At 38.9% G+C, this 23,421-nt stretch carries 23 protein-coding genes and 1 tRNA gene; 10 read left to right on the top strand and 14 right to left on the bottom strand.

Annotation, left to right across the window (positions count from 1 at the left end):
- Positions 1-6: 6 nt before the first annotated feature.
- A tRNA-Met gene (locus tag Q0X89_RS13895) sits at positions 7-79 on the bottom strand.
- Between the two features lie 221 nt (positions 80-300).
- On the opposite strand from Q0X89_RS13895, the gene Q0X89_RS13900 reads away from it, so the two are divergent.
- Positions 301-1,659, top strand: coding sequence for a sodium:alanine symporter family protein (locus tag Q0X89_RS13900; protein WP_297695196.1), 1,359 nt, complete (start codon positions 301-303; stop codon positions 1,657-1,659).
- Positions 1,659-2,543: a GTPase Era gene (gene era, locus Q0X89_RS13905; protein ID WP_297695199.1), complete on the top strand. Its 885-nt coding sequence runs from the start codon at positions 1,659-1,661 to the stop codon at positions 2,541-2,543. The genes Q0X89_RS13900 and era overlap by 1 nt, the downstream gene beginning before the upstream one ends.
- A gap of 1 nt (position 2,544) precedes the next feature.
- On the opposite strand, the gene Q0X89_RS13910 is transcribed toward era, so the two are convergent.
- Positions 2,545-3,039, bottom strand: coding sequence for a GTP-binding protein (locus tag Q0X89_RS13910; RefSeq protein ID WP_297695201.1), 495 nt, complete (start codon positions 3,037-3,039; stop codon positions 2,545-2,547).
- 149 nt (positions 3,040-3,188) lie between these two features.
- On the opposite strand from Q0X89_RS13910, the gene der reads away from it, so the two are divergent.
- A complete protein-coding gene (der, locus tag Q0X89_RS13915) occupies positions 3,189-4,490 on the top strand; it encodes a ribosome biogenesis GTPase Der (protein ID WP_297695203.1) in 1,302 nt (433 codons plus the stop codon).
- 30 nt (positions 4,491-4,520) lie between these two features.
- Here der and Q0X89_RS13920 read toward each other — a convergent pair whose 3' ends face one another.
- Genes Q0X89_RS13920 through Q0X89_RS13940 form a run of 5 tightly spaced genes read right to left on the bottom strand, consistent with a single transcriptional unit; the run spans position 4,521 to position 7,666 of the window.
- On the bottom strand, positions 4,521-5,303 hold the full coding sequence (locus tag Q0X89_RS13920) for a YgcG family protein (RefSeq protein WP_297695205.1): 783 nt from the start codon (positions 5,301-5,303) through the stop codon (positions 4,521-4,523).
- Entirely contained in the window at positions 5,284-5,721 is a 438-nt protein-coding gene (locus tag Q0X89_RS13925; protein WP_297695207.1) for a TPM domain-containing protein, read from the bottom strand. The genes Q0X89_RS13920 and Q0X89_RS13925 overlap by 20 nt, the downstream gene beginning before the upstream one ends.
- A 10-nt stretch (positions 5,722-5,731) precedes the next feature.
- Entirely contained in the window at positions 5,732-6,331 is a 600-nt protein-coding gene (locus Q0X89_RS13930; protein WP_297695209.1) for a LemA family protein, read from the bottom strand.
- 28 nt (positions 6,332-6,359) lie between these two features.
- Positions 6,360-6,689: a MerR family transcriptional regulator gene (locus Q0X89_RS13935; RefSeq protein ID WP_297695211.1), complete on the bottom strand. Its 330-nt coding sequence runs from the start codon at positions 6,687-6,689 to the stop codon at positions 6,360-6,362.
- Positions 6,689-7,666, bottom strand: a complete 978-nt coding sequence (locus Q0X89_RS13940; protein WP_297695213.1) for a M23 family metallopeptidase — start codon at positions 7,664-7,666, stop codon at positions 6,689-6,691. Before Q0X89_RS13940 ends, Q0X89_RS13935 begins: the two co-directional genes overlap by 1 nt.
- A 104-nt stretch (positions 7,667-7,770) precedes the next feature.
- Between Q0X89_RS13940 and alaS the strand changes: the two genes are divergently transcribed.
- The 3 genes from alaS to Q0X89_RS13955 are packed head-to-tail and all read left to right on the top strand — an operon-like array spanning position 7,771 to position 11,989.
- Positions 7,771-10,386 carry an alanine--tRNA ligase gene (alaS, locus tag Q0X89_RS13945; protein WP_297695215.1) on the top strand — a complete coding sequence of 872 codons (2,616 nt, stop codon included), beginning with the start codon at positions 7,771-7,773 and terminating at the stop codon, positions 10,384-10,386.
- Between the two features lie 29 nt (positions 10,387-10,415).
- On the top strand, positions 10,416-11,378 hold the full coding sequence (locus Q0X89_RS13950; protein ID WP_297695217.1) for a GSCFA domain-containing protein: 963 nt from the start codon (positions 10,416-10,418) through the stop codon (positions 11,376-11,378).
- Positions 11,375-11,989 carry a DUF4230 domain-containing protein gene (locus Q0X89_RS13955; protein WP_297695219.1) on the top strand — a complete coding sequence of 205 codons (615 nt, stop codon included), beginning with the start codon at positions 11,375-11,377 and terminating at the stop codon, positions 11,987-11,989. Before Q0X89_RS13950 ends, Q0X89_RS13955 begins: the two co-directional genes overlap by 4 nt.
- Positions 11,990-12,015: 26 nt before the next feature.
- Here Q0X89_RS13955 and Q0X89_RS13960 read toward each other — a convergent pair whose 3' ends face one another.
- From Q0X89_RS13960 to Q0X89_RS13975, 4 genes are all read right to left on the bottom strand, one after another.
- The gene (locus Q0X89_RS13960) at positions 12,016-13,278 is read right to left on the bottom strand and encodes an acetylxylan esterase (RefSeq protein WP_297695221.1); all 1,263 of its coding nucleotides are present in this window, start codon (positions 13,276-13,278) and stop codon (positions 12,016-12,018) included.
- Between the two features lie 6 nt (positions 13,279-13,284).
- Positions 13,285-15,039 carry an aromatic amino acid hydroxylase gene (locus Q0X89_RS13965; RefSeq protein ID WP_297695223.1) on the bottom strand — a complete coding sequence of 585 codons (1,755 nt, stop codon included), beginning with the start codon at positions 15,037-15,039 and terminating at the stop codon, positions 13,285-13,287.
- A gap of 60 nt (positions 15,040-15,099) precedes the next feature.
- Positions 15,100-15,687, bottom strand: a complete 588-nt coding sequence (locus Q0X89_RS13970; protein ID WP_297695225.1) for a DUF4136 domain-containing protein — start codon at positions 15,685-15,687, stop codon at positions 15,100-15,102.
- A 76-nt stretch (positions 15,688-15,763) separates the two neighbouring features.
- Positions 15,764-15,922, bottom strand: a complete 159-nt coding sequence (locus Q0X89_RS13975; RefSeq protein ID WP_297695227.1) for a DUF5522 domain-containing protein — start codon at positions 15,920-15,922, stop codon at positions 15,764-15,766.
- Between the two features lie 177 nt (positions 15,923-16,099).
- Here Q0X89_RS13975 and Q0X89_RS13980 point away from each other — a divergent pair, with 177 nt between their 5' ends.
- The 4 genes from Q0X89_RS13980 to hemL are packed head-to-tail and all read left to right on the top strand — an operon-like array spanning position 16,100 to position 19,463.
- Entirely contained in the window at positions 16,100-16,432 is a 333-nt protein-coding gene (locus Q0X89_RS13980) for a hypothetical protein (protein WP_297695229.1), read from the top strand.
- A complete protein-coding gene (locus Q0X89_RS13985) occupies positions 16,420-17,349 on the top strand; it encodes a 1-aminocyclopropane-1-carboxylate deaminase/D-cysteine desulfhydrase (RefSeq protein ID WP_297695231.1) in 930 nt (309 codons plus the stop codon). Before Q0X89_RS13980 ends, Q0X89_RS13985 begins: the two co-directional genes overlap by 13 nt.
- The gene (locus Q0X89_RS13990; RefSeq protein ID WP_297695233.1) at positions 17,346-18,167 is read left to right on the top strand and encodes a glucosaminidase domain-containing protein; all 822 of its coding nucleotides are present in this window, start codon (positions 17,346-17,348) and stop codon (positions 18,165-18,167) included. The genes Q0X89_RS13985 and Q0X89_RS13990 overlap by 4 nt, the downstream gene beginning before the upstream one ends.
- 6 nt (positions 18,168-18,173) lie before the next feature.
- Positions 18,174-19,463, top strand: a complete 1,290-nt coding sequence (hemL, locus tag Q0X89_RS13995; RefSeq protein ID WP_297695235.1) for a glutamate-1-semialdehyde 2,1-aminomutase — start codon at positions 18,174-18,176, stop codon at positions 19,461-19,463.
- Between the two features lie 75 nt (positions 19,464-19,538).
- Here hemL and Q0X89_RS14000 read toward each other — a convergent pair whose 3' ends face one another.
- From Q0X89_RS14000 to Q0X89_RS14010, 3 genes are all read right to left on the bottom strand, one after another.
- The gene (locus Q0X89_RS14000) at positions 19,539-19,997 is read right to left on the bottom strand and encodes a hypothetical protein (protein ID WP_297695237.1); all 459 of its coding nucleotides are present in this window, start codon (positions 19,995-19,997) and stop codon (positions 19,539-19,541) included.
- Positions 19,998-20,200: 203 nt separating this feature from the next.
- Positions 20,201-20,368, bottom strand: a complete 168-nt coding sequence (locus Q0X89_RS14005) for a hypothetical protein (protein WP_297695239.1) — start codon at positions 20,366-20,368, stop codon at positions 20,201-20,203.
- 197 nt (positions 20,369-20,565) lie between these two features.
- Positions 20,566-23,073 (bottom strand): zinc-dependent metalloprotease, encoded by a 2,508-nt coding sequence (locus Q0X89_RS14010; protein WP_297695240.1) that lies wholly within the window; start codon positions 23,071-23,073, stop codon positions 20,566-20,568.
- Positions 23,074-23,421 lie beyond the last annotated feature (348 nt).

Here is a 23,421-nt window from a genome sequence, read left to right on the forward strand (position 1 = left end):
TCTTTGTAGCGGGGACTGGACTCGAACCAGCGACCTTCGGGTTATGAGCCCGACGAGCTACCTACTGCTCTACCCCGCGATGTGAACTTTCAATATTTTATTTGGCAGTGTTTTTATTCTTTTCCTAAGGATGAGTAGGTACCCTGTCCTGAGGAATCGAAGGATACTGCTCTACCCCGCGATGTGGACGGCAAATATACGATGCTTTTTTAGTTATATCAAAACTTCATGCCGGAATTATTTATCCCAGGACACATCCCAAAAGCTTAAATTGTATAACTTCGGGGCTCAAGTTTATTTATGAAAATAATCAATGACTTTTTAGCAGCTGTACTTCCTTATACGGAATGGGTAATGCTCTTTTTAATAGTCGGCGGAGGCCTTTACCTGGTTGCGTATTCCAAATTACTTCCATATCGTTATTTTAAACATGCTATTTTAATAACCTCAGGGAAATACGATAATCCCGATGATCCCGGTGAGGTAAGTCATCTGCAGGCACTTTCTTCAGCAGTTGCCGCCACGGTAGGGCTTGGGAATATTTCAGGGGTAGCCATTGCTATTTATCTGGGTGGTCCGGGTGTAGTATTCTGGATCTGGATGACCGCTTTGATAGGAATATGTATTAAATTCTATTCCTGTAGCCTGGCAATAATGTACCGCGATAAGGATAGTGAAGGAAATTTACAGGGAGGCCCCATGTATTATATAACTATGGGCATGGGCAAAAAAGCAAGGCCTTTGGCAGTCTTCTTTTGTATTGCGGGGCTTTTTGGAGTGCTGCCGGCTTTTACAACCAACCAATTTACTCAAACCTTAATGGGGGTCATTAACCCCAACGAAACCATTGCCGTTTTTGGTGATTTCAATTGGAAATTGGGGATTGGTATTGTGTTGAGCATTATAACCTCTTTTGTTATTTTCGGGGGCTTAAAGAAAATTGCAAAAGTAGCTACGGCAATTGTTCCCTTTATGGTCCTTTTGTATTTGTTCGCAGTTATAGTAATTATGACCATGAATGCAGGGGAAATCTGGCCCTCTTTAAAGTTGATTCTTGCAGAAGCATTTAATTTAAAAACAGCGGTGCAGGGAGGTCTATGGGGCCTCATAATCATTGGGATAAGACGAGCCGTTTTTTCCAATGAATCCGGTGTAGGTAATGCGCCAATGTACCACGGGCAATCTAAAACTACTGAGCCTGTTCAGGAAGGATTAGTAGCCATGTTAGGACCCTTTATAGATACCATCGTAGTATGCACCTTAACAGCAGTGGTTATTATTTTAAGTGGAGCTTATTTGGATGCGGAGAGCAACGGGATTGTTATGACCCTGATTGCGTTTAAGAAATCACTCTTTGGTTTTGGTGATGTGCTGTTAATGATCATCGTGTCTGCGTTTGCCTTATCAACTCTCTTTACCTATTCCTACTATGGGACCAAATGCTTGTCCTTTTTAACCAATGTTAAAGTGGGTAAACTCTATAATTATATTTATGTTGGGAGTATTACTTTTGCAGCGGTGGCTTCTGTAGATCTTGTAGTGAATTTAATTGACCTGTCTTTTGCACTAATGGTAATTCCCAATATGATTGCGGTGCTCTATTTATCGCCAAGAGTTAATTTAGCGATGAAAACCTATTTTTCGAAAATCAACGTATAATGGCCCACAAAGCAGGTTTTGTAAATATTATCGGGAATCCCAATGTGGGAAAATCTACCCTTATGAATGCTTTTGTTGGCGAAAAGCTGTCTATTATAACGGCTAAAGCCCAGACCACGAGGCATCGCATCCTGGGAATTGTGAACGGAGAAGATTTCCAGGTAATACTTTCAGATACACCGGGTATTATTAAACCCGCCTATGAGTTGCAGGATTCAATGATGAAATTTGTAAAGTCGGCCTTTGAAGACGCGGATATTCTCATTTACATGGTAGAGATTGGCGAAAAAGCATTAAAGGACACTTCTTTTCTTGACAAACTTAAAGAGAGCAAGATCCCAGTGTTGCTTTTGCTTAATAAAATTGATGCTTCAGATCAACAAACACTCGAAGAACAAACGCAGTACTGGCAGGAACAGTTGCCTTCTGCAGAGATACATCCAATTTCTGCCCTTAGAAATTTCAATGTTAGAGAAGTGTTTGAACGTATTCTGGAATTATTACCCGAAGCTCCTCCATATTTTCCAAAAGATCAGCTTACGGATAAACCGGAACGTTTTTTTGTTAATGAAATTATACGTGAAAAAATTCTGGAACACTATAAAAAGGAGATTCCCTATTCTGTTGAGATTGAAACAGAAGAATTTTTAGAGGATGAAAAGATAATCCGTATAAGATCGGTTATCATGGTAGAGCGCGATTCTCAAAAGGGAATAATCATCGGGCATAAAGGTTCGGCTTTGAAACGGGTGGGGATAGCTGCCAGAAAGGATCTGGAAAAATTCTTTGAGAAACAGGTGCATATTGAACTCTTTGTAAAAGTGAATAAAAACTGGCGAAGTGACCCGAGACAACTTCGCAGGTTTGGTTATGATCAGAAATAAATTAGCGCAATTTTAAAACCTCCCTCATAAAATGGAACAATTGGTTCATTTGAGGTTTGCCTTTTCTCCTGCCTACCCTTCCAAAAGCGTAAAGTACAAACCATATAACAACCATAAATACCATGGCGCCCAGTTGCAGCCCATAGGGTTTGTCTAACGACGCACTGGAATACGCCCAGATACCGAAGATTATAAAAAATGTTCCCACCCCAAAATGTAAAAACATAAAAAAGGTCCAGAGTGTAGGGTTTGGGCCAAACAGGCCATATACCTTGCAGTTTTCCGTGTCTATTTCGTTAATTTCCAAATGCAGTTGGGGAGACCAGAAATGAACCTCTTTTTTTTGGAATTTTATAAAGACATGATCATCAATCCTGTTAATCAGGAAAGATTCTTTCTTTTCTTTTTCAAAAGATGCTAAGGCACTTTCCTTTGGTTGTGAGAGCTCCAGCTGAAACCTTGGCCTTAGAACAATGTCATTGGGCAATGCCTTCATACATAAATTGTTTGCTCTTAAAAGATACCTAATTCTCCGGAAACATCCTTCTCAAAATCTTCTAAAAATTACTAATCACAATCTTATGCGTTATCTTTTATTTTTTATCTAATCTCTTTAACACTAACTTTGCGGCCTAATTTGTAAGTATGGGCGCTATTGTAGCCATAGTAGGCAGGCCGAATGTTGGGAAATCTACATTCTTTAATCGTTTAATACAAAGACGTGAGGCCATTGTTGATGCTGTAAGCGGAGTAACCCGGGACAGGCACTATGGAAAAAGTGACTGGAATGGGAAGGAATTTTCGTTAATAGATACCGGTGGTTATGTCCTTGGTAGTGATGATATCTTTGAACAGGAGATAGACAAACAGGTAGAACTGGCCATTGATGAGGCAGATGCCATAATTTTTATGGTGGATGTAGAAACCGGCATCACTGGGATGGATGAGGATGTAGCCAATTTATTGCGCCGTGCCAAAAAACCCGTTTTTTTGGCAGTTAATAAAGTCGATAACGCAAAACGGGCAGAGGATGCTGTAGAATTTTATGCCCTCGGATTAGGGGATTATTATAATCTTTCCAGCATTAATGGCAGCGGTACGGGCGAATTATTAGATGCTCTGGTTGAGGTATTGCCTGAAAGCCAGGAAGCAGATGATGAGCTTCCCAGGTTTGCTGTAGTAGGAAGACCCAATGCCGGGAAATCATCTTTTATCAATGCATTGATAGGTGAAGAAAGGTATATTGTCACTGATATTGCAGGTACTACACGAGATAGTATAGACACCAAATACAACCGTTTTGGCTTTGAGTTTAATTTGGTAGATACTGCAGGGATTCGACGCAAAGCGAAGGTAAAAGAGGACCTGGAATTTTATTCTGTTATGCGCTCTGTGAGAGCTATTGAACATTGCGATGTTTGTCTGCTTTTATTCGATGCTACCCGTGGATTTGACGGACAGGTAGCAAACATTTTCTGGCTGGCGCAGCGGAACAACAAAGGAATAGTTATCCTCGTTAACAAATGGGATCTGGTGGAGAAGGATACCCACGCTGTTAAACTATACACTCAAAAAATAAAGCAGGCTATTGAACCATTTACAGATGTACCAATCCTTTTTATATCTGTTCTGACTAAGCAGCGCATCTTTAAAGCTATAGAAACAGCTGTAGAGGTTTATAATAACCGTTCTAAACGAATATCTACACGAAAACTGAATGATGTTTTACTGCCTATCATTGAGCATACCCCGCCACCGGCGTATAAGGGTAAATATGTAAAGATTAAATATATTACCCAACTGCCCACTCCTTATCCTCAATTTGCATTTTTCTGTAACCTGCCACAATATGTTCGGGAACCTTATAAACGGTTTCTGGAGAATAAATTACGGGAGAATTTTGATTATACAGGAGTGCCAGTAACCATCTTTATGAGGAAAAAATAGAGTAAGGTGAGATCCAGGCCTTGTGATTGCCTACCAGCCTCCGGACGCACCACCGCCGCCAAATCCGCCTCCGCCGAAGCCACCACCAAAACCACCACTTCCAAATCCTCCTCCGGAAGATGATGATCCGCCATATCCTCCCCGTCCCATATTGCTGAGGATGATAATATCCCAAAGGTCTATTCCTCTTTTGCGACCCCTTCCTCTGCCGCCACCCCTTTTATTTCTGCTGCTGAGAATAATGATAATAACAATAAAGATGATTATGGGTAGAAATGCGCCAAAAGGGAATTCTCCATCGCCTCCGGGATCGCTTTCTGCTTTAAATTCACCAGTTAATACACTGAAGATGGCGTCTGATCCTTTATCTAATCCTGCATAGTAATTCCCATCCCTGAATTCGGGAATAATTACGTTTCCAATTATTCTTTTGGATAATGCATCGGTGAGTAAAGCTTCTACGCCATATCCTGTATTAATGGCAACCCTTCGGTCTTCCCTAGCCAGGAGGATAAGGATGCCGTTGTCCTCATCTGCTTGTCCTATGCCCCAAGCCTGTCCCCACTGGGCACCCAGGTAGTTAATGTTTTCACCTTCTGTTGATGCTATGATGGCAATTACTATTTGGGTAGAAGTGCTGTCGGAATATCTGATTAGCTTCTGTTCCAAAGCATTCTTGTCCGTATCGGATAACAAGCCGTAATAATCGTATACGCTGGTTTGGAGTTTTGGTTTTTCCGGAATTGTAAATTGAGCAAGTGCAGTGCTCCCCGACAATAAGAATAGAAGAAGACTAAGCTTTAGATATCTCATTGCTCAATTCATTTGCATCATTGGGGTTCCACGGAAAGTGAGCCTTCAATTCTTTTCCGGCCATGAGGATTCCGTTTATAATTCCTTCTTTAAATTTTCCTTCCTTGAAATTGTTCTGAATAACATCTTTCGTAGAATTCCAAAAGTCTTCCGGGACTACCTCATCTATCCCTTTATCTCCGCAGATTGCAAATTTCTTATCATCTACAGCAACATAGATTAAAACCCCGTTACTTTCTTTGGTATTATCCATTTTCAGTAAATGAAAGACTTCCTGGGCCCTTATATAATGATCTATTGAAGTTGAAGTTTCTATGTGTACCCTTATTTCCCCGGAAGTATTTTTTTCCGACTCAAGAATGGCATCAACGATTTCCTGTTCTTCATCAGCTGTTAAGAAATCTTCTACTTTAGACATGGGAGTTGAATTAGTTAAATTCAAAATTCACATCAGGGGCATTTTCAGAACCTGGATTTGCCTGGTACCTTGCCATTTCCTCAAACCCAAACCAACCGGCTAAAATTTTATTGGGGAATTTTGAGGTGTAAATGTCATAGATATTTACTTGTTCGTTATACCTGTCTCTGGCCACATTAATTCGGTTTTCTGTCCCTTCGAGCTGAGATTGTAATTCAAGGAAATTTTGATTTGCCTTGAGATCCGGATATCTTTCTACGGTAACCAGTAAACGTGACAAAGCTGAAGATAAACCTGTTTGTGCTTCCTGGAACGCCGCCATTTTATCCGGGGTAAGATTATCCACGTCTATTGTTGTGGAAGTTGCCTTCGCACGAGCTTCAATTACATCGGTCAGTGTACCTCTTTCAAAATCTGCTGCGCCCTGAACTGTTTTCACCAAATTTCCGATCAGATCATTTCTTCTTTGATAGGAACTTTCCACATTGGACCAGGCTGTTTTGGCATTAGCTTCGTATTCCACTGAGGTGTTGTTAAATCCTACAGCCCAGTTATAAATAACAAATGCCAGGACCAGGAGGATAATTACGGGAATTAACCATTTTTTCATAATCGTGTTATTAATTTAATGTATAGGTTTAAAGTTGACTTTTTATTTTGATCAGCTCTGCTTTGATTCTTTCGAGCTTTTGTATGATTTCAAAATTAGATAATGTCTTTTGCTTTTCTTCCCTCAAGTGCGTTTTAGCGCCTTCAAGCGTAAATCCGCGTTCTTTGACTAAATGATATATCAGTTGAAGATTCTGGACATCTTTTGGAGTGAATTTTCGATTGCCTTTTGCGTTTTTTTTAGGTTGGATAACATCGAATTCCTTCTCCCAGAATCGAATAAGGGATGTATTGACGTCAAATGCTCTGGCAACTTCGCCAATTCCATAATAACGTTTTTCGGGTAATTCTATATGCATTAATCCAGTGATTGATTTTCCTGAGTGGCAAATTTCAGCATGTTTTCAAATTCCTCCGCAGACAAACTTCCATAATAGAAATTTATAGGATTTATGCGTTGGCCTTCTTTCCATACTTCATAGTGTACATGTGGTGCTTCAGATCTACCTGTACTACCAACAAAACCTATGAGATCTCCACGTTTTACTTTTTGGCGCCTCTTTACGTTGTATCTGCTTAAGTGCCCATACAATGTCATATACCCATATCCATGATCTATCCGAATATGCTTACCGTAACCAGAAGCGTTATTATCGGCTCGTATTACAACTCCATCACCGGTAGCATAAATAGGCGTGCCTTTAGGGGCTGTAAAATCCATGCCCCGGTGCATTTTTCTTGCTTTCGTAAAAGGATCTGACCTCCATCCAAATCCGGAAGCCATACGTGTAAGTTCTTCGTTATTTACCGGTTGTATTGCCGGTATTGCAGCTAAAAGCTTTTCTTTTTCCTCCGCCAGTTTGGTAATTTCGTCCAGAGATTTGGACTGAATTACCATTTGTTTTTGTATAATATCCAGCCTTTTGTTAGTAGAAATTATCATCTCGGAATTATTGAATCCTTCCAAAGATTTATACCTGTTAACGCCACCAAATCCCGCTTTGCGCTGTTCTTCCGGAATAGGGTTAGCCTCAAAATAAAGTCTGTAAATATTATTATCCCTGTCTTCAATATTAGCCAGAACCTGCTCCATTTGCTCCATCTTTTTATTCAGAAGCTCAAAGCGCAATTCATAATTTTTGGCTTCCCTTTGCAATGAAAGCTCCTGGGGAGTATTTAAAATATTAGTGTTAAGCAAAAGAATTAAACCTAACATACCTGAGATAACAGAACCCAGGGAAAAGAGGAAAATATTCCTGTAGCGCCGAGATTTCTTTGGCTCTATCTTTCGATATGAAAGGGTGTCCGGATCGTAATAGTATTTTACCTTAGACATGAATGGATTTTATCCTATTTTTGTGCTTTCGTCTTATCAAAACAAACAAATATAAAAATTGTTTTGCACAAACCGTTAAATTTAATAAAACCTTGCCATTTTAGATGACTTCCAAGGAAATAAGAGCAAATTTTTTAAATTTTTTTAAGGAAAAAAGCCACAAAATTGTGCCTTCTGCACCTATGGTCATAAAAGATGACCCCACATTAATGTTTACCAACGCAGGAATGAATCAGTTCAAGGAGTTCTTTTTAGGCAATTCGCCCATAAAGAATCCAAGAGTGGCCGATACTCAAAAGTGCCTTAGGGTTAGTGGTAAACACAATGATCTGGAAGAGGTGGGTAAAGACACTTACCACCATACCATGTTTGAAATGCTTGGAAATTGGAGCTTTGGAGATTATTTCAAAGAAGAAGCCATAAACTGGGCATGGGAATTCCTTACCAAAGTTTGTAAAATTGATAAGAATAGCCTTTATGTCTCTGTATTTGAAGGTAGTTCTGATTCAGATAAACTGGAAATGGATACAGAAGCTTTTGATTTGTGGAAAGGCATAGTACCCGAAGATCGAATTATTAAGGGCGATAAAAAAGATAATTTTTGGGAAATGGGAGAGCAGGGGCCCTGCGGACCTTCTTCTGAAATACATGTAGACATACGTTCAAAAGAAGAAAAGGAAAAGATTGATGGCGCTACTTTGGTAAATAAGGATCACCCGCAGGTAGTGGAGATCTGGAATCTGGTTTTTATCCAATACAACAGAAGAGCAAATGGTAAGCTGGAACCACTCCCTCAAAAGCATGTAGACACCGGTATGGGTTTTGAGCGTCTTTGTATGGTTTTACAAGGGGTACAATCTAATTACGATACCGATGTTTTTACTCCCATCATTCGTGAGATTGAAACAATTACAAACACCGATTACGGTAAAGCAGAAGAAATTGATATCGCCATTAGGGTTATTGCTGATCATATTCGTGCTGTAGCATTTTCTATTGCAGATGGTCAATTGCCAAGCAATACAGGAGCCGGTTATGTCATACGGAGAATTTTAAGAAGGGCTATTAGGTATGGATTTACCTTTTTGAATACCAAGAATCCTTTTATGTTTCGTCTGGTTAATGCACTTATTTCCGGCATGGGCGAGGCATTTCCGGAATTAAAGGATCAGCGCAACCTTATTGAAAATGTAATCCGTGAAGAAGAACACTCCTTTTTAAAGACCCTTGAACAAGGGTTATTATTGCTTGATAGCGTTATAGCAAATACAACCGGAGACACAGTAGATGGGAAAAAAGCTTTTGAGTTGTACGATACGTATGGATTTCCAATAGACTTGACAGCACTTATTCTAGGTGAAAGAGGAATGAAATTAGACGAAAGTGGTTTTGACCTGGCAATGAAAGAACAAAAAGACCGTTCCAAAGCTGCTTCTGAAGTTTCAAAAGAAGATTGGACAGTTCTTATAGCAGATGCCCAACAAGAGTTTGTGGGCTATGATTCCCTTGAAGCCAAGGTAAAATTGGTAAAATATAGAAAGGTTGTTTCCAAAAAGGAGGGAAATCTGTTTCAACTGGTATTTAATTTAACCCCATTTTATCCCGAGGGTGGTGGCCAGGTTGGTGATAAGGGATACCTGGAAGTTCCAAATGGTGATGTTATATACATTTTGGATACAAAGAAGGAGAATAATGAAATTGTTCATTTCTCAAAAAACCTTCCCAAACATCCAAACGAAGTACTTACGGCCATTGTGGATAAAAAACAACGGGAGCGGACAGCGCGGAATCATACAGCCACTCATTTACTGCACCAGGCACTAAGGGAAATTTTGGGGTCGCATGTGGAGCAAAAAGGTTCTGCGGTACATTCTAAATATCTCCGATTCGATTTTTCTCACTTTGCTAAAATGACCACGGAGGAATTGCACGATGTGGAGAATTTTGTAAATATGAGGATAGATGAACAACTGCCTTTAGAAGAACAGCGAGCAGTGCCTATGCAAAAGGCCTTAAAAGAGGGTGCCATGGCCTTGTTTGGGGAAAAGTATGGCGATGCAGTCCGTACGGTTAGATTTGGACAGTCTATTGAACTTTGCGGTGGCACCCATGTTAGCAATACAGCAGATATATGGCATTTTAAGATTGTATCGGAAGGTGCTATTGCTGCAGGCATTCGCAGGATAGAAGCTATTACTTCAGATTCGGTTAAGGATTTTTATCACGACAACAATCAAAAACTTAACAGGATTAAAGAACTTTTAAAAGGCACAAAAGATCCGGTTAAAGCTGTTGAAACACTTCAGGAAGAAAATACAAAGCTCAAAAAGGAGGTAGAAGGCCTTATGCGGTTAAAAGCTAAAAACCTTCAAACAACACTAATCCAAAAGATTGAAAACGTAAATGAAGTTGAATTCCTTGCAGAAAAAGTAGATTTAAGTGCTTCGGGAATTAAGGATCTTTCTTTTGAATTGGGTAAAAACCATGCCAATTTATTTCTTTTATTAGCCGCGGAGCAGGAGGGAAAAGTAGTGTTGTCTTGTTATATTTCAAAAGAACTGGTTGCATCAAGAAATCTTAATGCAGGACAAATTGTGCGTGAATTAGGAAAGTTTATTGATGGTGGGGGAGGAGGACAACCGTTCTTTGCCACTGCCGGGGGTAAAAATCCCGAAGGAATTGCATTAGCATTTGATAAAGCTAAAGAGTACCTTAAATAAAAGAGTTGCGTCTTTATAAATCTGCCCGGATGAAACTTCAAACCATAGTTCCCTTACATTCTGAGAAAGAGCGGATAGACTATGCTAGTACTCTTTTTCTTATAGGTTCCTGCTTTGTTGAAAATATTGGAAAAAAATTTCAATACTATCAATTTCAAACCCTGCAGAATCCCCTGGGAATTTTGTTTCACCCTGAAGCCATCGAAAACTTTATAGTCAGGTCTGTTGAACAGAAAAAGTATAAAGCTACTGATGTTTTTAATTTTAATGAACGCTGGCACTGTTTTGATGCACATTCAGACCTGAGTGACCCATCTAAAGATAAATTGCTTGCCAATTTAAATGGTGCGCTTCATAATACTAGAAATCAGCTTGAAAATGCCACACATGTTATAATTACACTTGGTACTGCCTGGGTATACAGAAATATTGAATCTCAGAAACGGGTAGCCAACTGCCATAAAGTACCTCAAAAGAAATTTACCAAAGAGCTACTCTCAAAAGAGGAGATTGAAGAAAGTCTCAATCAAATAATTGCAAACATCAGAAAGGTAAATGAAAATGCTTCTGTGATTTTCACAATTTCACCTGTAAGGCATTTAAAGGATGGATTTGTAGAAAATCAGCGCAGCAAAGCAAAGTTGATTTCAGCTGTTGGAAAGATTATGCAAGTGACATCCAATAATAGAAACCTGCATTATTTTCCTGCGTTTGAAATTATGCTGGACGAGCTAAGGGACTATAGGTTTTATGTAGAAGATATGGTGCATCCAAATAATCTGGCAATAGACTACATTTGGGAAAAGTTTAAAAATGTCTGGGTTGCTGAGAAAGCTGAAAGTGTAATGAAAGCGGTCGAGGAAATTCAGAAGGGATTATCTCACAGGCCTTTTAATGAGGATTCGGATCAGCATCAACTTTTTTTGAAATCGTTAAATGAGAAAATTTCAGCACTGAATAAGGAGTTTCCATTTATGAAATTCAAACCATGAAGCGAATTTTAGTAGGAATAGTAATAGCCATGGCCATGATTTTAATTTATCAATCATGGAACAAAGGCAATGTGCAGCAATCTATTTTAAAAGAGAACAGTTTGCTTATCCAGCAACAGATTGAAAATGTTTCAAAGATAATAGTCACAGAAGGTCACTTTTCCGAGGTATATAGCTATAAGGATTCCCAACAGTTGTTTGGCCCTTATTTTACTGCAGATAAAAAAGCTTTGGTGGTGGTTAATGCTGAAGTTGCCGTAGTCTATGATCTTAAAAAGATCAATTTTGAAGTAGATGAAGCTACCAAAACTCTTCGTATAGTGAGTATTCCCGAACCGGAGATAAAAATTAACCCTGATTTTGAGTACTATGATGTTACCGCAGATTATTTTAACCCGTTTAGCGCCGAAGATTACAATAAGATTAAGAATAATGTACAGGCTTCCCTGCTAAAAAAGGTAAAAGCTTCTTCGCTTCAAAAGAACGCAGAGAATCGTTTAATAAGTGAACTCTCCAAATTTTATATTCTTACGAATTCCTTAGGGTGGACCCTTGTTTATAACAATGAAATCATTAAAGAAGATATTTCCGAACTATTCCCTCCTAACTGATCTTATTTGTTCAAAAGGGTTATTGTTTAATGAAATTGTTCAACCGCCCATTTAATATATTGCTCCCAGTCGTATTCGGTTACATCGTGCTTACCGGTCCGAATGTGATAGGCCACGGTGTTATGGATCGGAGAATTCACAACGGGCATTTCAATTGCCGGGATACCTGCTTTGCCAAATAATGAATAAACAGGAGTGGCATAATAGGCCGAAAGAAATTCCCCTTTAGGGTCTGCCCATTCGTCTTCCTTAGCACTGGCAACATATAAAGGCCTGGGAGCTATTAAAGCCAGCAATTCATGTTGATCTACGGGTAGTTTGTCTTCAGCATTGTTATATTTTTTAAAGTTCTCAGAGAACCAATAAGGAAAAGTTTCATTTATCTGAGCTATAGTTTCTCCGAACCTGCGTTTAGACAAGGCAGCTCCACCACAGCCCGAATCATTAGAAATTACTCCTGCAAACCTTTCATCCATTACACCGGCCCATAACGCTGCTTTGCCCAATCTTGAGTGACCAAAAACAATAACCTTTGTCTTATCAATTTCGCTATTATTTCCCAGGTAATCCATAGTTCTGCTCAAAGCCCAGGCCCATGCTCCAATGGCGCCCCACTCATCTTTGGCAGGTCTTTTCTGACTGCCTGAGTAGAATAATGCATGGACACCATCTGCGAAATCATTTTTATCAGGGTCTATTTCACCGTAATAAATAGTGGCGAGGCCATAGCCAGCTTCGATCATTTTAGTTATGGCCCATCTGTTCGATCGCATTCCTCTGCTTTCTTCAGTAAGTGTATGGTTGGTAATACCTATTGCTTCATTATTCAGCGACCAGGCGTCTGATATGATAATTTCAGGATCACTGTTGACGGTATGGTTGCCATGAAAATTATAACCTAAAAAAATAGGGGCGTTGGCAATATTTTTTGGCAGGTATAAAAGTACTAGATAGCTTATTGTTTTACCATTTTTGCTTAGGGTTACCTTGATTTGCCTTCTTTTGGCAACACCGCCAAGTGCCGAGTTGCTTTCTTCAATAACTTCAAAATCAATGGTATCTATAGTTCCGGGAACTTTGCCAAAAACCTGAGACTCAAAAAAATTAATCAATTCTGGTCTTCTTAATTCGGTCCAGGAGGTGCTGGTCAGAATTTTATTATTGGAAAAAGTGGTTAAAGGATCTGGCAGGTCAAATTCAGGGACCTTAGATTCATCATAATTAGCAACAAATTGAGCATTCATAGTTTGGAGAAGAATAACAAAGGTAAACAGTACATAATATCTCATAATTAACTATTGATTGACTAATTGACCATCAACAAGAGATAATCCATCATCTATTAAGTGACCCACGTTTGGATTATTAAGTTTCACGTTCTCCAGATGGGTGCGGATTTCTTGAGCAAATCCGTTATCGTTATTGTTTCTGGCCAATTCGTAGAGTTCAACAGGCAAAAGCCAGTCATTGGGGTACTTTTCGCGTATTTCTTTGAAAACCTTATTTCTGGAAATTGTTGTATTACTACCCTCCCTGTAATGCCGTATCTGCTCATAGTACTGCTCCAGTTTTTTACGAGCATCAGATTTTATTGGTTTTATTGTCTCTGAGGATACTTCATGGGTAACTAAATTAAAACTGCTGAGGTCTGCAGGTCCATTAAACGCTGATATTACACGTTCTCCTACGGCCATATTATACAAGCCTGATTCAGGTTTAAAAAGTACATTTTTTCCATGTGTTACCGTACAGTTCCGCATGGTAATCAGAATGATTTTACCCATAAGATTTCGGGTGCCGGTTATAATTTCTCCCTTTACCTTAATATCTCCTTCAAACTCCAGTGAAATGGTTTCACCTTCATAGATATTATAGGCTTTCAGATCTCGAGGGCTCATATCTTCTATGGCCAGATTTATCCCTTTTAGTTTTCCAATCGGAGATCCAAAACCATTGCTATGATCTTCCCTGCTATGGCCAACCAGTTCCTTTTCTCTGTATGACAATGCGGTTTCTCCGGTTGTTTGAACATATACGGGCTTGTTTTCAAATGCAATGACATCACTGAATATTCCGGATATCTGCAATCCTGTGCTGAGCTCTATTGTACCCAGCTCATTGGCATTGATCAATTTTTCTACCCCCATAAGGCCGCCCTTTCTCAAAGACATACTACTGGCAAATTCTTCAAGTACCTGACTCAGAAAGGCAAAATCCGGGGTAACAAAGAGCTGTGGCTGTGGTTTTGTAATATCAAAAGAAGTATGAGCCGCTTCAATGCTATAGGGTATTTTTTTGACTTTATCTGTCATACACCAGGCACTTTCGCCTATAGAGGATAAAAGTCCCGCTCCATAAATCTTTGGTTTTTCTACGGTTCCAATTAGCCCGTACTCCACGGTCCACCAGTGCAAATTTCTAATTAGGGCCATTTCGCTGGGCTCACCCATATTCTGTTGTAATTGCTCGATATGTTTCTCGGCTTTTTCAATATCGGCAATTGGGGTCCCTGCAGCTTCTTTTATTATGGAGAGATATCTGACGGCCTCATAAAGTTCATAATCCTTTGCGCTGGAAATGGCCTTAGAGCCTATTTCACCAAACCTTCTCAGATATTCCGCATATTCGGGATTTGCTATGATTGGTGCATGCCCGGCACCCTCATGAATAATATCGGGTGCGGGGGTATATTCTATATGCTCAAGTTGCCTTATGTCTGAAGCAATAACCAGTACATTGTAGGCCTGGAATTCCATAAAGGCAGCCGGTGGGATAAACCCGTCTACGGCTACAGCGGCCCATCCAATTTCCTTTAATATGCGGTTCATCCCGTACATATTAGGAATGTGATCCACAGATATTCCTGTTTTTTCAAGTCCCTCTACATATGATTTATGGGCTACAGTACTCAGATAGTCCACATTTTTTCGCATAACATAACGCCAGACAGCCTGGTCTATGGCCGAATAATCTTCATAATTCTGAGGTTTAATATACTGCTTAAGATGGGAAGGAAGTTTATCTAAAATAGGGTTGCTTTCAAAAGACATAACAGTTCATTAATGCCCTATAAAGATACAAAAAACCGCCCAAAGCGGGCGGTTATAAATTTAATTCGCAACAATGGCTTCAGGGGGAAACTGTTGCATAATTCTTGCAACGAACTCGCGAATACGTTTCTCTTTTTTTTCTATATTTTTTATATTATTCAGGGTGCCAACACCTCTGCCCTGCCAGACTAATTCTTTTTTCGCTGCATCTATCAAATCAATATATAAGGTGCCTTCAGTTCTGGTGCTTACGTTGTTGCCGTAATAGCCGGGTCCCCAAAAATAGGGATTGTAATAACCGGGCCAACCCCAGCCCCAGCCCCAGCCGTAACCCCAGCCATAACCCCATGCCGGGCTATAAACATCTACTTCTACTCTTTCATTAGTAAAAATACTTACAAGCAGGTCTGGTTCTTCGGATTTAACAAAACCAAGAGAATCCATTTCCGTTTCAATAGCTCTTAGGATTCGTTTCTTGTCCAGATCGGAAATCTGTGCCCTGTCTATTCCCGTTTTATAAAATGCATAGCTCTTATATACTGTAAAGTCGGTTTGTCTGTCGTAATCTGACAATACATTAACCGAAGCACAAGAAGTTAGGAAGAGAATAAAAAGTACCGGAACTACAATTATTTTTATCTTTTTCATATCGAAACTTTTTAGATTAGTCAACCAAATGGGATAATAATATTGGCACAATTATCATGCCAAATAGATGGCTGAATTACTTCTTATTTGTCTTTGCATTATATCCATAAGGGCAATGCCTGCAGTTGCTCTCACAACAATACCCTCGTTTAAGATGATATTGTTTTGTAAAAACTCGATATCCCTCTTCGGACCAATAAAAATCACCTTCTTCAACCGGCACTATCTTTTTCATACCAGCAAAATTACGGGAATATTGTTAATAAAATAGTGGACTTCAGATCAAAACCCCATAGACCGGCTAAGATGCCTAGAATGGCAACTTAACGAATATGTTGGTAAGCTTTCGCGATTTTTGTGTAAAAATTAAATTTAACAATTATATTTGAAAAAGCTTTTTATACAATTGCTTATGATTGTGATAATTAGACAATTTTTTTACCGGAATTATGTAGGCCTATCTCTCTGGCCGTTTATTATTCTCAAGAATGTTCATTTAAAACAAGATGCTGTTTTAATTAATCACGAAAGGATTCATTTACAGCAACAGCAGGAACTTCTTATTCTTCCTTTTTATTTTTTGTACATCTCTGAATGGTTGCTAAGAACCCTACTTTATTTTGATAGTTACAAAGCATATCAAAACATTAGTTTTGAACGTGAGGCCTATCAGAATGAACTTAATATGGAATACCTTTCGGAAAGAAAACGTTTTAGCTTTATTAAATATCTTTGGAGCGATTAAGCCCTGAAGTTGTGTTGGTCACGAATCAAAAGATATCCCTTCCTCTATTAGAGAAAAAGAACGTAGCACTTTACATAAAGCGCGAGGATCTGATTCATCCTCAAATATCGGGTAATAAATATCGCAAACTAAAGTATAACCTCCTCAAGGCTAAGGAATTGAAGTATGATACCCTGTTAACTTTCGGTGGGGCATACTCAAATCATATTGCAGCAACCGCCTACGCAGGAAAGCTTAACAAAATGCGAACCATAGGAGTGATCAGAGGGGAAGAAGTAGCAGATTTATGGACAAGTAATCCAACGTTATCTGCTGCAGATAAGCAAGGGATGAAGTTTAAATTTGTCTCCAGGACAGATTACAGGAAAAAGGAAACAGCCGAATTTTTAAGTAGACTGAAGACAGAATTTGGTGATTTTTATATGGTCCCGGAAGGTGGAACGAACCAATTGGCCGTGAAGGGTTGTGAAGAGATTCTTACTTCCAGAGACGCTGTTTATGATGTAATCTGTTGCTCTGTTGGAACCGGAGGAACTTTAGCGGGAATAATAAATAGTGCCACTCCTAACCAACAGGTATTGGGTTTTCCCGCCCTCAAAGGCGACTTTTTAAAGAAAGATATTTGTAAATTTGTTGAAAATGGGAATTGGGATTTATGCTCAGATTACCATTTTGGGGGATATGCCAGGGTTGATGAATCATTAATATCGTTTATAAACGAAATGAATGAAAACACCGGAATCCCTTTTGATCCGGTATATACGGGAAAAATGATGTACGGTATTTTAGACATGATTGCAAAGGATAAATTTAAACCCGGCACAAAAATATTAGCCATACATACCGGTGGATTGCAAGGAATTGCCGGAATAAATTTATATTTGAAAAGCAAAAATTTACCCTTAATCGATTTATGAAACACACTGCGCTGGTAGCTGTTTTCGCTTTTTTACTTCTAAGTTGCGGAACTAAAAAAAGGACTACCTATTCCAAGAAAGCATCACCTGAAGTTGCAAAGTCTGGCAATTCTGTAAAAGACAAAAGCCAATATCCTTTACCTGAAGATTCGGGAAAGTTTATTCGTTTTTCTACTTCATCTATAGAAGAATATTTAGCTACATATGCAGAAATAGCCCAATTTGAAATGAAGGCCTATGGAATTCCCGCCAGTATTACTTTAGCCCAGGGTATTCTGGAAAGTGGTTATGGAATGGGAGCGCTTACGTTAAAGACCAATAATCATTTTGGAATAAAGTGTCATAATGGATGGGACGGTGAATTTGAATATCATGATGATGATGAAAAAGGTGAGTGTTTCAGAAAATACAATCACCCAATGTATTCATTTCGTGACCACAGTATTTTTCTATCATCCAGGGCGCGTTATGCCTCCCTTTTTGAATTAAGGCGGGATGATTATAAGGCATGGGCAAAAGGCCTTAAGAAAGCGGGTTATGCTACGGATAGGAGTTATCCTCAAAAACTTATTTCCTTTATTGAAAGGTATCAACTTTACAAATATGACAAAGAAGTTTTATCACAGGGATATCTGGTTCAGGCAGAACCTAAAGAATATGATTACAAAAAATACATTGTCAGGAAAGGTGATACCTTGTATTCCATATCCAGAACTTATTTTATTTCCGTCGATGAGTTGATGAAGCTCAACGGCATGAACTCCAGTAACTTGTCTATCGGGCAGGAATTGAAGATTAAATCGGAACGAGTAAAATAATCCAATATGATTTATCAGAGAAGTAGTGCCTTATTTGTGGAGGCTAAAAAATATATTCCGGGCGGTGTAAATTCTCCGGTCCGTGCTTTTAAAGCAGTTGGAGGTGATCCTGTTTTTGTTGAACGAGCCAAAGGAGCCTATTTATATGATGTGGATGGAAACAAGTTAATTGATTATATATCTTCCTGGGGCCCGCTTATTTTGGGTCATGCGTATGAACCCGTTATTAATGCGGTTATTAATAAAGCCAAACTCGGTACTTCATTTGGGATGCCTACTGAAATAGAAACAGATCTAGCACAATTGGCCGTTTCTATGGTCCCCAATATTGATAAGATAAGGTTTGTGAATAGCGGAACAGAAGCTTGTATGAGCGCTATTCGCCTGGCCCGTGGGTTTACAGGAAAGGATAAGATTATAAAGTTTGCCGGATGTTATCATGGTCATTCAGATTCCTTTCTTATTCAGGCAGGAAGCGGTGCGGTTACCTTTGGTAGCCCCAACAGCCCCGGAGTAACAAAAGGGACTGCAAAAGACACCCTATTGGCAGACTATAATGACCTGGAAAGTGTAATTACACTTATTGCGGCGAACAAAGGAGAAATTGCCGCTATAATCATAGAGCCAATTGCCGGTAATATGGGTTGTATAGTTCCATCCGATTCCTTTATGGAAGGGCTTAGGAAGATTTGTACAGAAGAAGATATTCTACTGGTTTTTGATGAAGTAATGACAGGATTCCGCCTGGGCCGGGGAGGGGCTCAGGAAGCCTTGGGCATAGATGCAGATATTGTAACTTTTGGAAAAGTAATTGGGGGAGGGCTTCCTGTAGGAGCATTCGCCGCCAGAGATGAAATTATGGCTCATCTGGCACCGGAAGGACCTGTTTATCAGGCCGGAACTCTTAGTGGCAATCCTTTGGCCATGAGTGCCGGACTTGCCATGCTAACAGAATTGAATAATAGGCCTCAAATTTTTGAAAGCCTCGATAAAAAAACCATTTATCTTCATAATGGCCTGTCATTTGTATTGGAAAAACAAGGAATTCCACATCAGATTAATCGTTTTGGTTCAATGTTATCTGTTCACTTTACTGAAACTCCGGTAATAGATTTTAAGAGCTCTGCTAAGGGGAACAATGAATTCTTCCGCAAGTATTTTCATGGAATGCTAAAGGAAGGAATATATCTTCCACCGAGTGCCTTTGAAAGCTATTTCCTCAATGATGCAATTAGTTATGAAGATTTGGACTTTACAATAGAAGCCTTAAAGAAAGTTGCGCCCGGTTTGGTTTAAAAAGAAGTTGTATTGATCAGAAACGGAATACAGGACAAAGTTGTTCTATATTCCGTTTTTTCTAATGCTTAAGACCTATTTACCATGCCCCCTGCCGGAGTCATGTCCTCTCTTGCCTTCTTTTCGATGATTCCTGCGATGATGATGCATCCGTTCCCATTTTTGGAATTGCTCCTCTGAAAGAATTTGTTTTATCTTTCCTTTTTGAGCAATCATCCTGTCCAATTTTTCATTTTGAAACTCAAAACGTTCATCCGCACTTGGCCTGGACCTGCCTTCTTCTTCCTTTTCTAACTTGCGTTCCAACATTAAAGCCTGCCTTTCTTTGGCATTTTCCAAATTTAGCTCTTGGATTTCTTTTTGTTGAGCGGCACTTAAATCTAAAGCCAGAGTCATTTTCTTTGTCTTGAGTATGGCCATTTGTTCCGGAGACATATCTTTCATCCCCCTTTGTTCAGAATCAAAATGCGAGCCTCTCTGAGAATAGCCCAGCATTCCAATTAATAATGCTGCGGTTAATAATACTTTTTTCATGTGTTTATGTTTTTTGTTATAGGTATTGGATTGTTATTGCATAATTAGGTTTAAACCACTTTCTGAGTTTATAATAATTTTAACACCAAGGAGAGCAGAGCAAGTAAGTTTGCAGCCGGATTTTATAAATCTTTATTGCAAAGAAAAAGGGCCCGGTTTATACCGAACCCTTTATATAGGAATTTATATATGGTTTTGTTTTATTAATTCAGATCTTCAGATTCAATTATGAATGCAGGTTCTAAATTTTCATTATTAACTTCTACAATCGCCACTGTGGAAAACTGCTGTTCGTTATTCTCATAACTGTCCAGGCCATAGTAGGTGAAAGCAGATAATACAAAACAAACAAAATAAACTAGACTTTTCATTTTATAAGACATAATTGTGGGGTTTTTGTTCATTACTAAAGTATAACCAATAACGAACCCTGTAGAATGATTGTTGTGAATATCTCTTTTTTCAGGGTTAAAAAGGTATTATTTGTGGTCTGCGTCATTTTTGCCCGGTTTTAGGTTAAAATCGCTTTACATTTAATACCCTAAACACGGTAATTCACCGATAACTATTAGCGAGTTGGCAATGGGTTTAGTATTTGATCTATGCGTTCTTTTACATCCTGTAAATGATATTTACTCATGCTATCGCTGGTTCTGGGAATAGCATTTGAAATGGTTCTTTTAAGACTGTTCAATTCTGCCCGAGCAACAGAACGGATATCAGATTGACTGGCATTTACTACAGTTGCCTTTCGAGATCCGCCGGGAGCCGGTTTCTTTATTTTACTTTCGGCGGTCATTAGATACCCTAATCTTTCTATATGCGCCTTCTGTAGATTTCTTCTGTAAGTATCAATTTTACGACCAAGCCTGAGTTCTGACCATAAACCCTTGTTCAAATCTTTCATCATAGAATTTAAGGAATAAGCACCGTTGCCTAATTGTGTTTCTTGTTCTATAAGTCGGGCCATTCTTCCAAGGCTGAGCAAATTGTTTAAAGATCTTACCTGCAAAGTCCTTACCCTTTCTACAGATCCGGAGTATTCTATTCTGGCAAACAATTCATCATCCAATAACCATTCAGGGGTAGCGAATACTTGTTGCTGAAGAAATTCCATACAGTTTTCCTGATGCTCTTTAGGAACCGGGGTATAGACTTTACCTTCCTGATCGTAGGTCTTGTAATTTTCATAAACACCGCCTATATTATTGGAGACATGGCCCATATATCTGTTGAATTGTCCAACTACCTGCCTGTATAATTTTGCAAGATCCTCATAGTCCTTACCATCTTCTTTGGTCCATGTAATTAAATTTGGAACAATTCTTTTCAAATTCTCTATCCCATAGTAACTCGCTTTAATTGCATTATCACCTAAATCTTCTGTTTGAGAGCTAGGGTCAACTACATTACCAACTTGCTGCCGGCCAAAACGGTAAAGGGGGTCTCCTGCATGTTCCAGAATCCAGCTATCCAGAATTTTTTTCTCTTCTTCAGCCGATTTGTCTAAAATAGGTCTGTAACCCCAATTGATCGCATATTTGTCATAAACCCCAATATTAGGCATAAGCGACACATCACCATCTCCCGGTTGTGCCACATAATTAAAACGTGCATAGTCCATAATTGAAGGGGCAGTTCCATATTTTTTGGTGAATGCTTCAGAACGAAGAGAATCAACAGGGTAGGCTACGCTGCTGCCCATATTATGTGGTAATCCTAAGGTGTGACCTACCTCATGAGCAGAAACAAAGCGTATAAGACGTCCCATAATTTCATCTTTGAAAGCAAATCCCCTTGCATCCTCATTTATAGCAGCGGTTTGAACAAAAAACCAATTGCGCAATAGGGTCATTACATTATGATACCAGTTGATATCCGATTCTAATATCTCTCCACTTCTGGGGTCGCTCACATGGGGTCCGTTGGCGTTAGGAATTGGAGAAGCCAGGTATCTGACCACTGAATATCTGACATCTTCGGGTGACCATTCCGGATCTTCTTCTTTTGTTGGAGGATCTTTTGCCAGAATAGCATTTTTGAATCCCGCACTTTCAAATGCAACCTGCCAGTCTTCTATACCTTTTTTAATATAAGGAACCCATTTCTTTGGTGTTGCTCTGTCTACGTAATATATAATGGGCTTTTTTGGTTCTACCAGTTCACCGCGTTTATACTTTTCAATATCTTCATCTCTAACTTCGAGACGCCATCTGTCCAGGTATTTAATAGTTTTACTTTCCTGGGCATCCAGGCCGTAATCTGTTTGCCCTCTGGAAAACCATCCCACGCGCTGGTCAAAATAACGCCTTTTCATTGGCTTTTTTGGCAGGAGGATCATAGAGTTGTTTATTTCAATAGATATGGATCCAAGACTTATATTTGACGGTGGGTTAGCTGCAATGTACGTTTTAACATGCCTTGCTTCTATATTTAGAGGATAGCTCTTAAGCGATTCTATATAGCTCCGGCTCTCATCCAATTTGGATACCTTATAACGTTTACGGTATCTATCCTGCATACCCAAGGTTTTTACGTCTTTGGTGAATAACTCTTCAACTTCAATTACGGTCGCAGGATTTAGAGAATCCTTCTTGAAAGCCTTTATATCAAAAGCATATAAAACCGGTTCAAAGTTAGAATTTACAACTGCTTCATGAACAGGGAGTGAGTCGTCTGCTACTACATTATAACTAACTACCCGCAATAATACTTTCTTAGGTTTCTTTTCCCATCGCAATACCTGAGTATTAATTTTTCCGCCCCCAAATCCAATACCTGATGCAGTTTTGGAAATTCTGCTTACCATTAGCATTTCTCTGTTAAAAAGGGAATCGGGAATTTCATAAAGATGTTTATCATCCACTACGTGAACATTAAAAAGGCCTTTATCCGTAATTGCATCTTTAGTAACTACTTTGGAATAGGGCTGTATCTTATCTTTTTTTGAATTTGATTCAACTTCTTTTTGTTCTGTTTTAGTCTTTTTCTTTTTGAAGATTTGCGCATCAGCATTGTTTGGAATTCCTAAAACAATTAGTGCCAATAAAAGAATTTGGAGCGTTCTGTATGCCATTTTTGAGTGATATTTTTTTTCGAATTGGCCAAAGAACTGAAAAATTAATCGAAACTATTGTTAATATAATCATAAGCATATATTTTTTTGATTTTTATAATATGAGTCACATAAAATATTGAAAATCAGTAATATGAAGGACAATTTCAAATTACTGGCATATGCTTTTAGTGCTAAAAATATCTGTTAAACAAAAGCCAATAGTGTAACAATTTAGTTTTATGACCGTCTTATATTCAAACAACGATCAACAAAAAACAAATTATAAAATGAATAAGTTATTAATATTATGTGGATTGGTAATGCTGGGCACAACCACCACGCCGCAAGAGACTAAATTAACTTCAA

The sequence above is a fragment of the uncultured Eudoraea sp. genome (assembly GCF_947258525.1).
GTDB lineage: Bacteria > Bacteroidota > Bacteroidia > Flavobacteriales > Flavobacteriaceae > Eudoraea.

Coding starts and splice junctions, on each gene's coding strand:
- Q0X89_RS13990 (WP_297695233.1), top strand. CDS start 17,346: ATGAAACACACTGCGCTGGTAGCTGTTTTCGCTTTTTTACTTCTAAGT.
- Q0X89_RS13980 (WP_297695229.1), top strand. CDS start 16,100: ATGATTGTGATAATTAGACAATTTTTTTACCGGAATTATGTAGGCCTA.
- era (WP_297695199.1), top strand. CDS start 1,659: ATGGCCCACAAAGCAGGTTTTGTAAATATTATCGGGAATCCCAATGTG.
- alaS (WP_297695215.1), top strand. CDS start 7,771: ATGACTTCCAAGGAAATAAGAGCAAATTTTTTAAATTTTTTTAAGGAA.
- Q0X89_RS14000 (WP_297695237.1), bottom strand. CDS start 19,997: ATGAAAAAAGTATTATTAACCGCAGCATTATTAATTGGAATGCTGGGC.
- Q0X89_RS14005 (WP_297695239.1), bottom strand. CDS start 20,368: ATGAAAAGTCTAGTTTATTTTGTTTGTTTTGTATTATCTGCTTTCACC.
- Q0X89_RS13975 (WP_297695227.1), bottom strand. CDS start 15,922: ATGAAAAAGATAGTGCCGGTTGAAGAAGGTGATTTTTATTGGTCCGAA.
- Q0X89_RS14010 (WP_297695240.1), bottom strand. CDS start 23,073: ATGGCATACAGAACGCTCCAAATTCTTTTATTGGCACTAATTGTTTTA.
- Q0X89_RS13970 (WP_297695225.1), bottom strand. CDS start 15,687: ATGAAAAAGATAAAAATAATTGTAGTTCCGGTACTTTTTATTCTCTTC.
- Q0X89_RS13955 (WP_297695219.1), top strand. CDS start 11,375: ATGAAGCGAATTTTAGTAGGAATAGTAATAGCCATGGCCATGATTTTA.
- der (WP_297695203.1), top strand. CDS start 3,189: ATGGGCGCTATTGTAGCCATAGTAGGCAGGCCGAATGTTGGGAAATCT.
- Q0X89_RS13910 (WP_297695201.1), bottom strand. CDS start 3,039: ATGAAGGCATTGCCCAATGACATTGTTCTAAGGCCAAGGTTTCAGCTG.
- Q0X89_RS13965 (WP_297695223.1), bottom strand. CDS start 15,039: ATGTCTTTTGAAAGCAACCCTATTTTAGATAAACTTCCTTCCCATCTT.
- Q0X89_RS13960 (WP_297695221.1), bottom strand. CDS start 13,278: ATGAGATATTATGTACTGTTTACCTTTGTTATTCTTCTCCAAACTATG.
- hemL (WP_297695235.1), top strand. CDS start 18,174: ATGATTTATCAGAGAAGTAGTGCCTTATTTGTGGAGGCTAAAAAATAT.
- Q0X89_RS13900 (WP_297695196.1), top strand. CDS start 301: ATGAAAATAATCAATGACTTTTTAGCAGCTGTACTTCCTTATACGGAA.
- Q0X89_RS13925 (WP_297695207.1), bottom strand. CDS start 5,721: ATGTCTAAAGTAGAAGATTTCTTAACAGCTGATGAAGAACAGGAAATC.
- Q0X89_RS13935 (WP_297695211.1), bottom strand. CDS start 6,689: ATGCATATAGAATTACCCGAAAAACGTTATTATGGAATTGGCGAAGTT.
- Q0X89_RS13930 (WP_297695209.1), bottom strand. CDS start 6,331: ATGAAAAAATGGTTAATTCCCGTAATTATCCTCCTGGTCCTGGCATTT.
- Q0X89_RS13940 (WP_297695213.1), bottom strand. CDS start 7,666: ATGTCTAAGGTAAAATACTATTACGATCCGGACACCCTTTCATATCGA.
- Q0X89_RS13920 (WP_297695205.1), bottom strand. CDS start 5,303: ATGAGATATCTAAAGCTTAGTCTTCTTCTATTCTTATTGTCGGGGAGC.
- Q0X89_RS13950 (WP_297695217.1), top strand. CDS start 10,416: ATGAAACTTCAAACCATAGTTCCCTTACATTCTGAGAAAGAGCGGATA.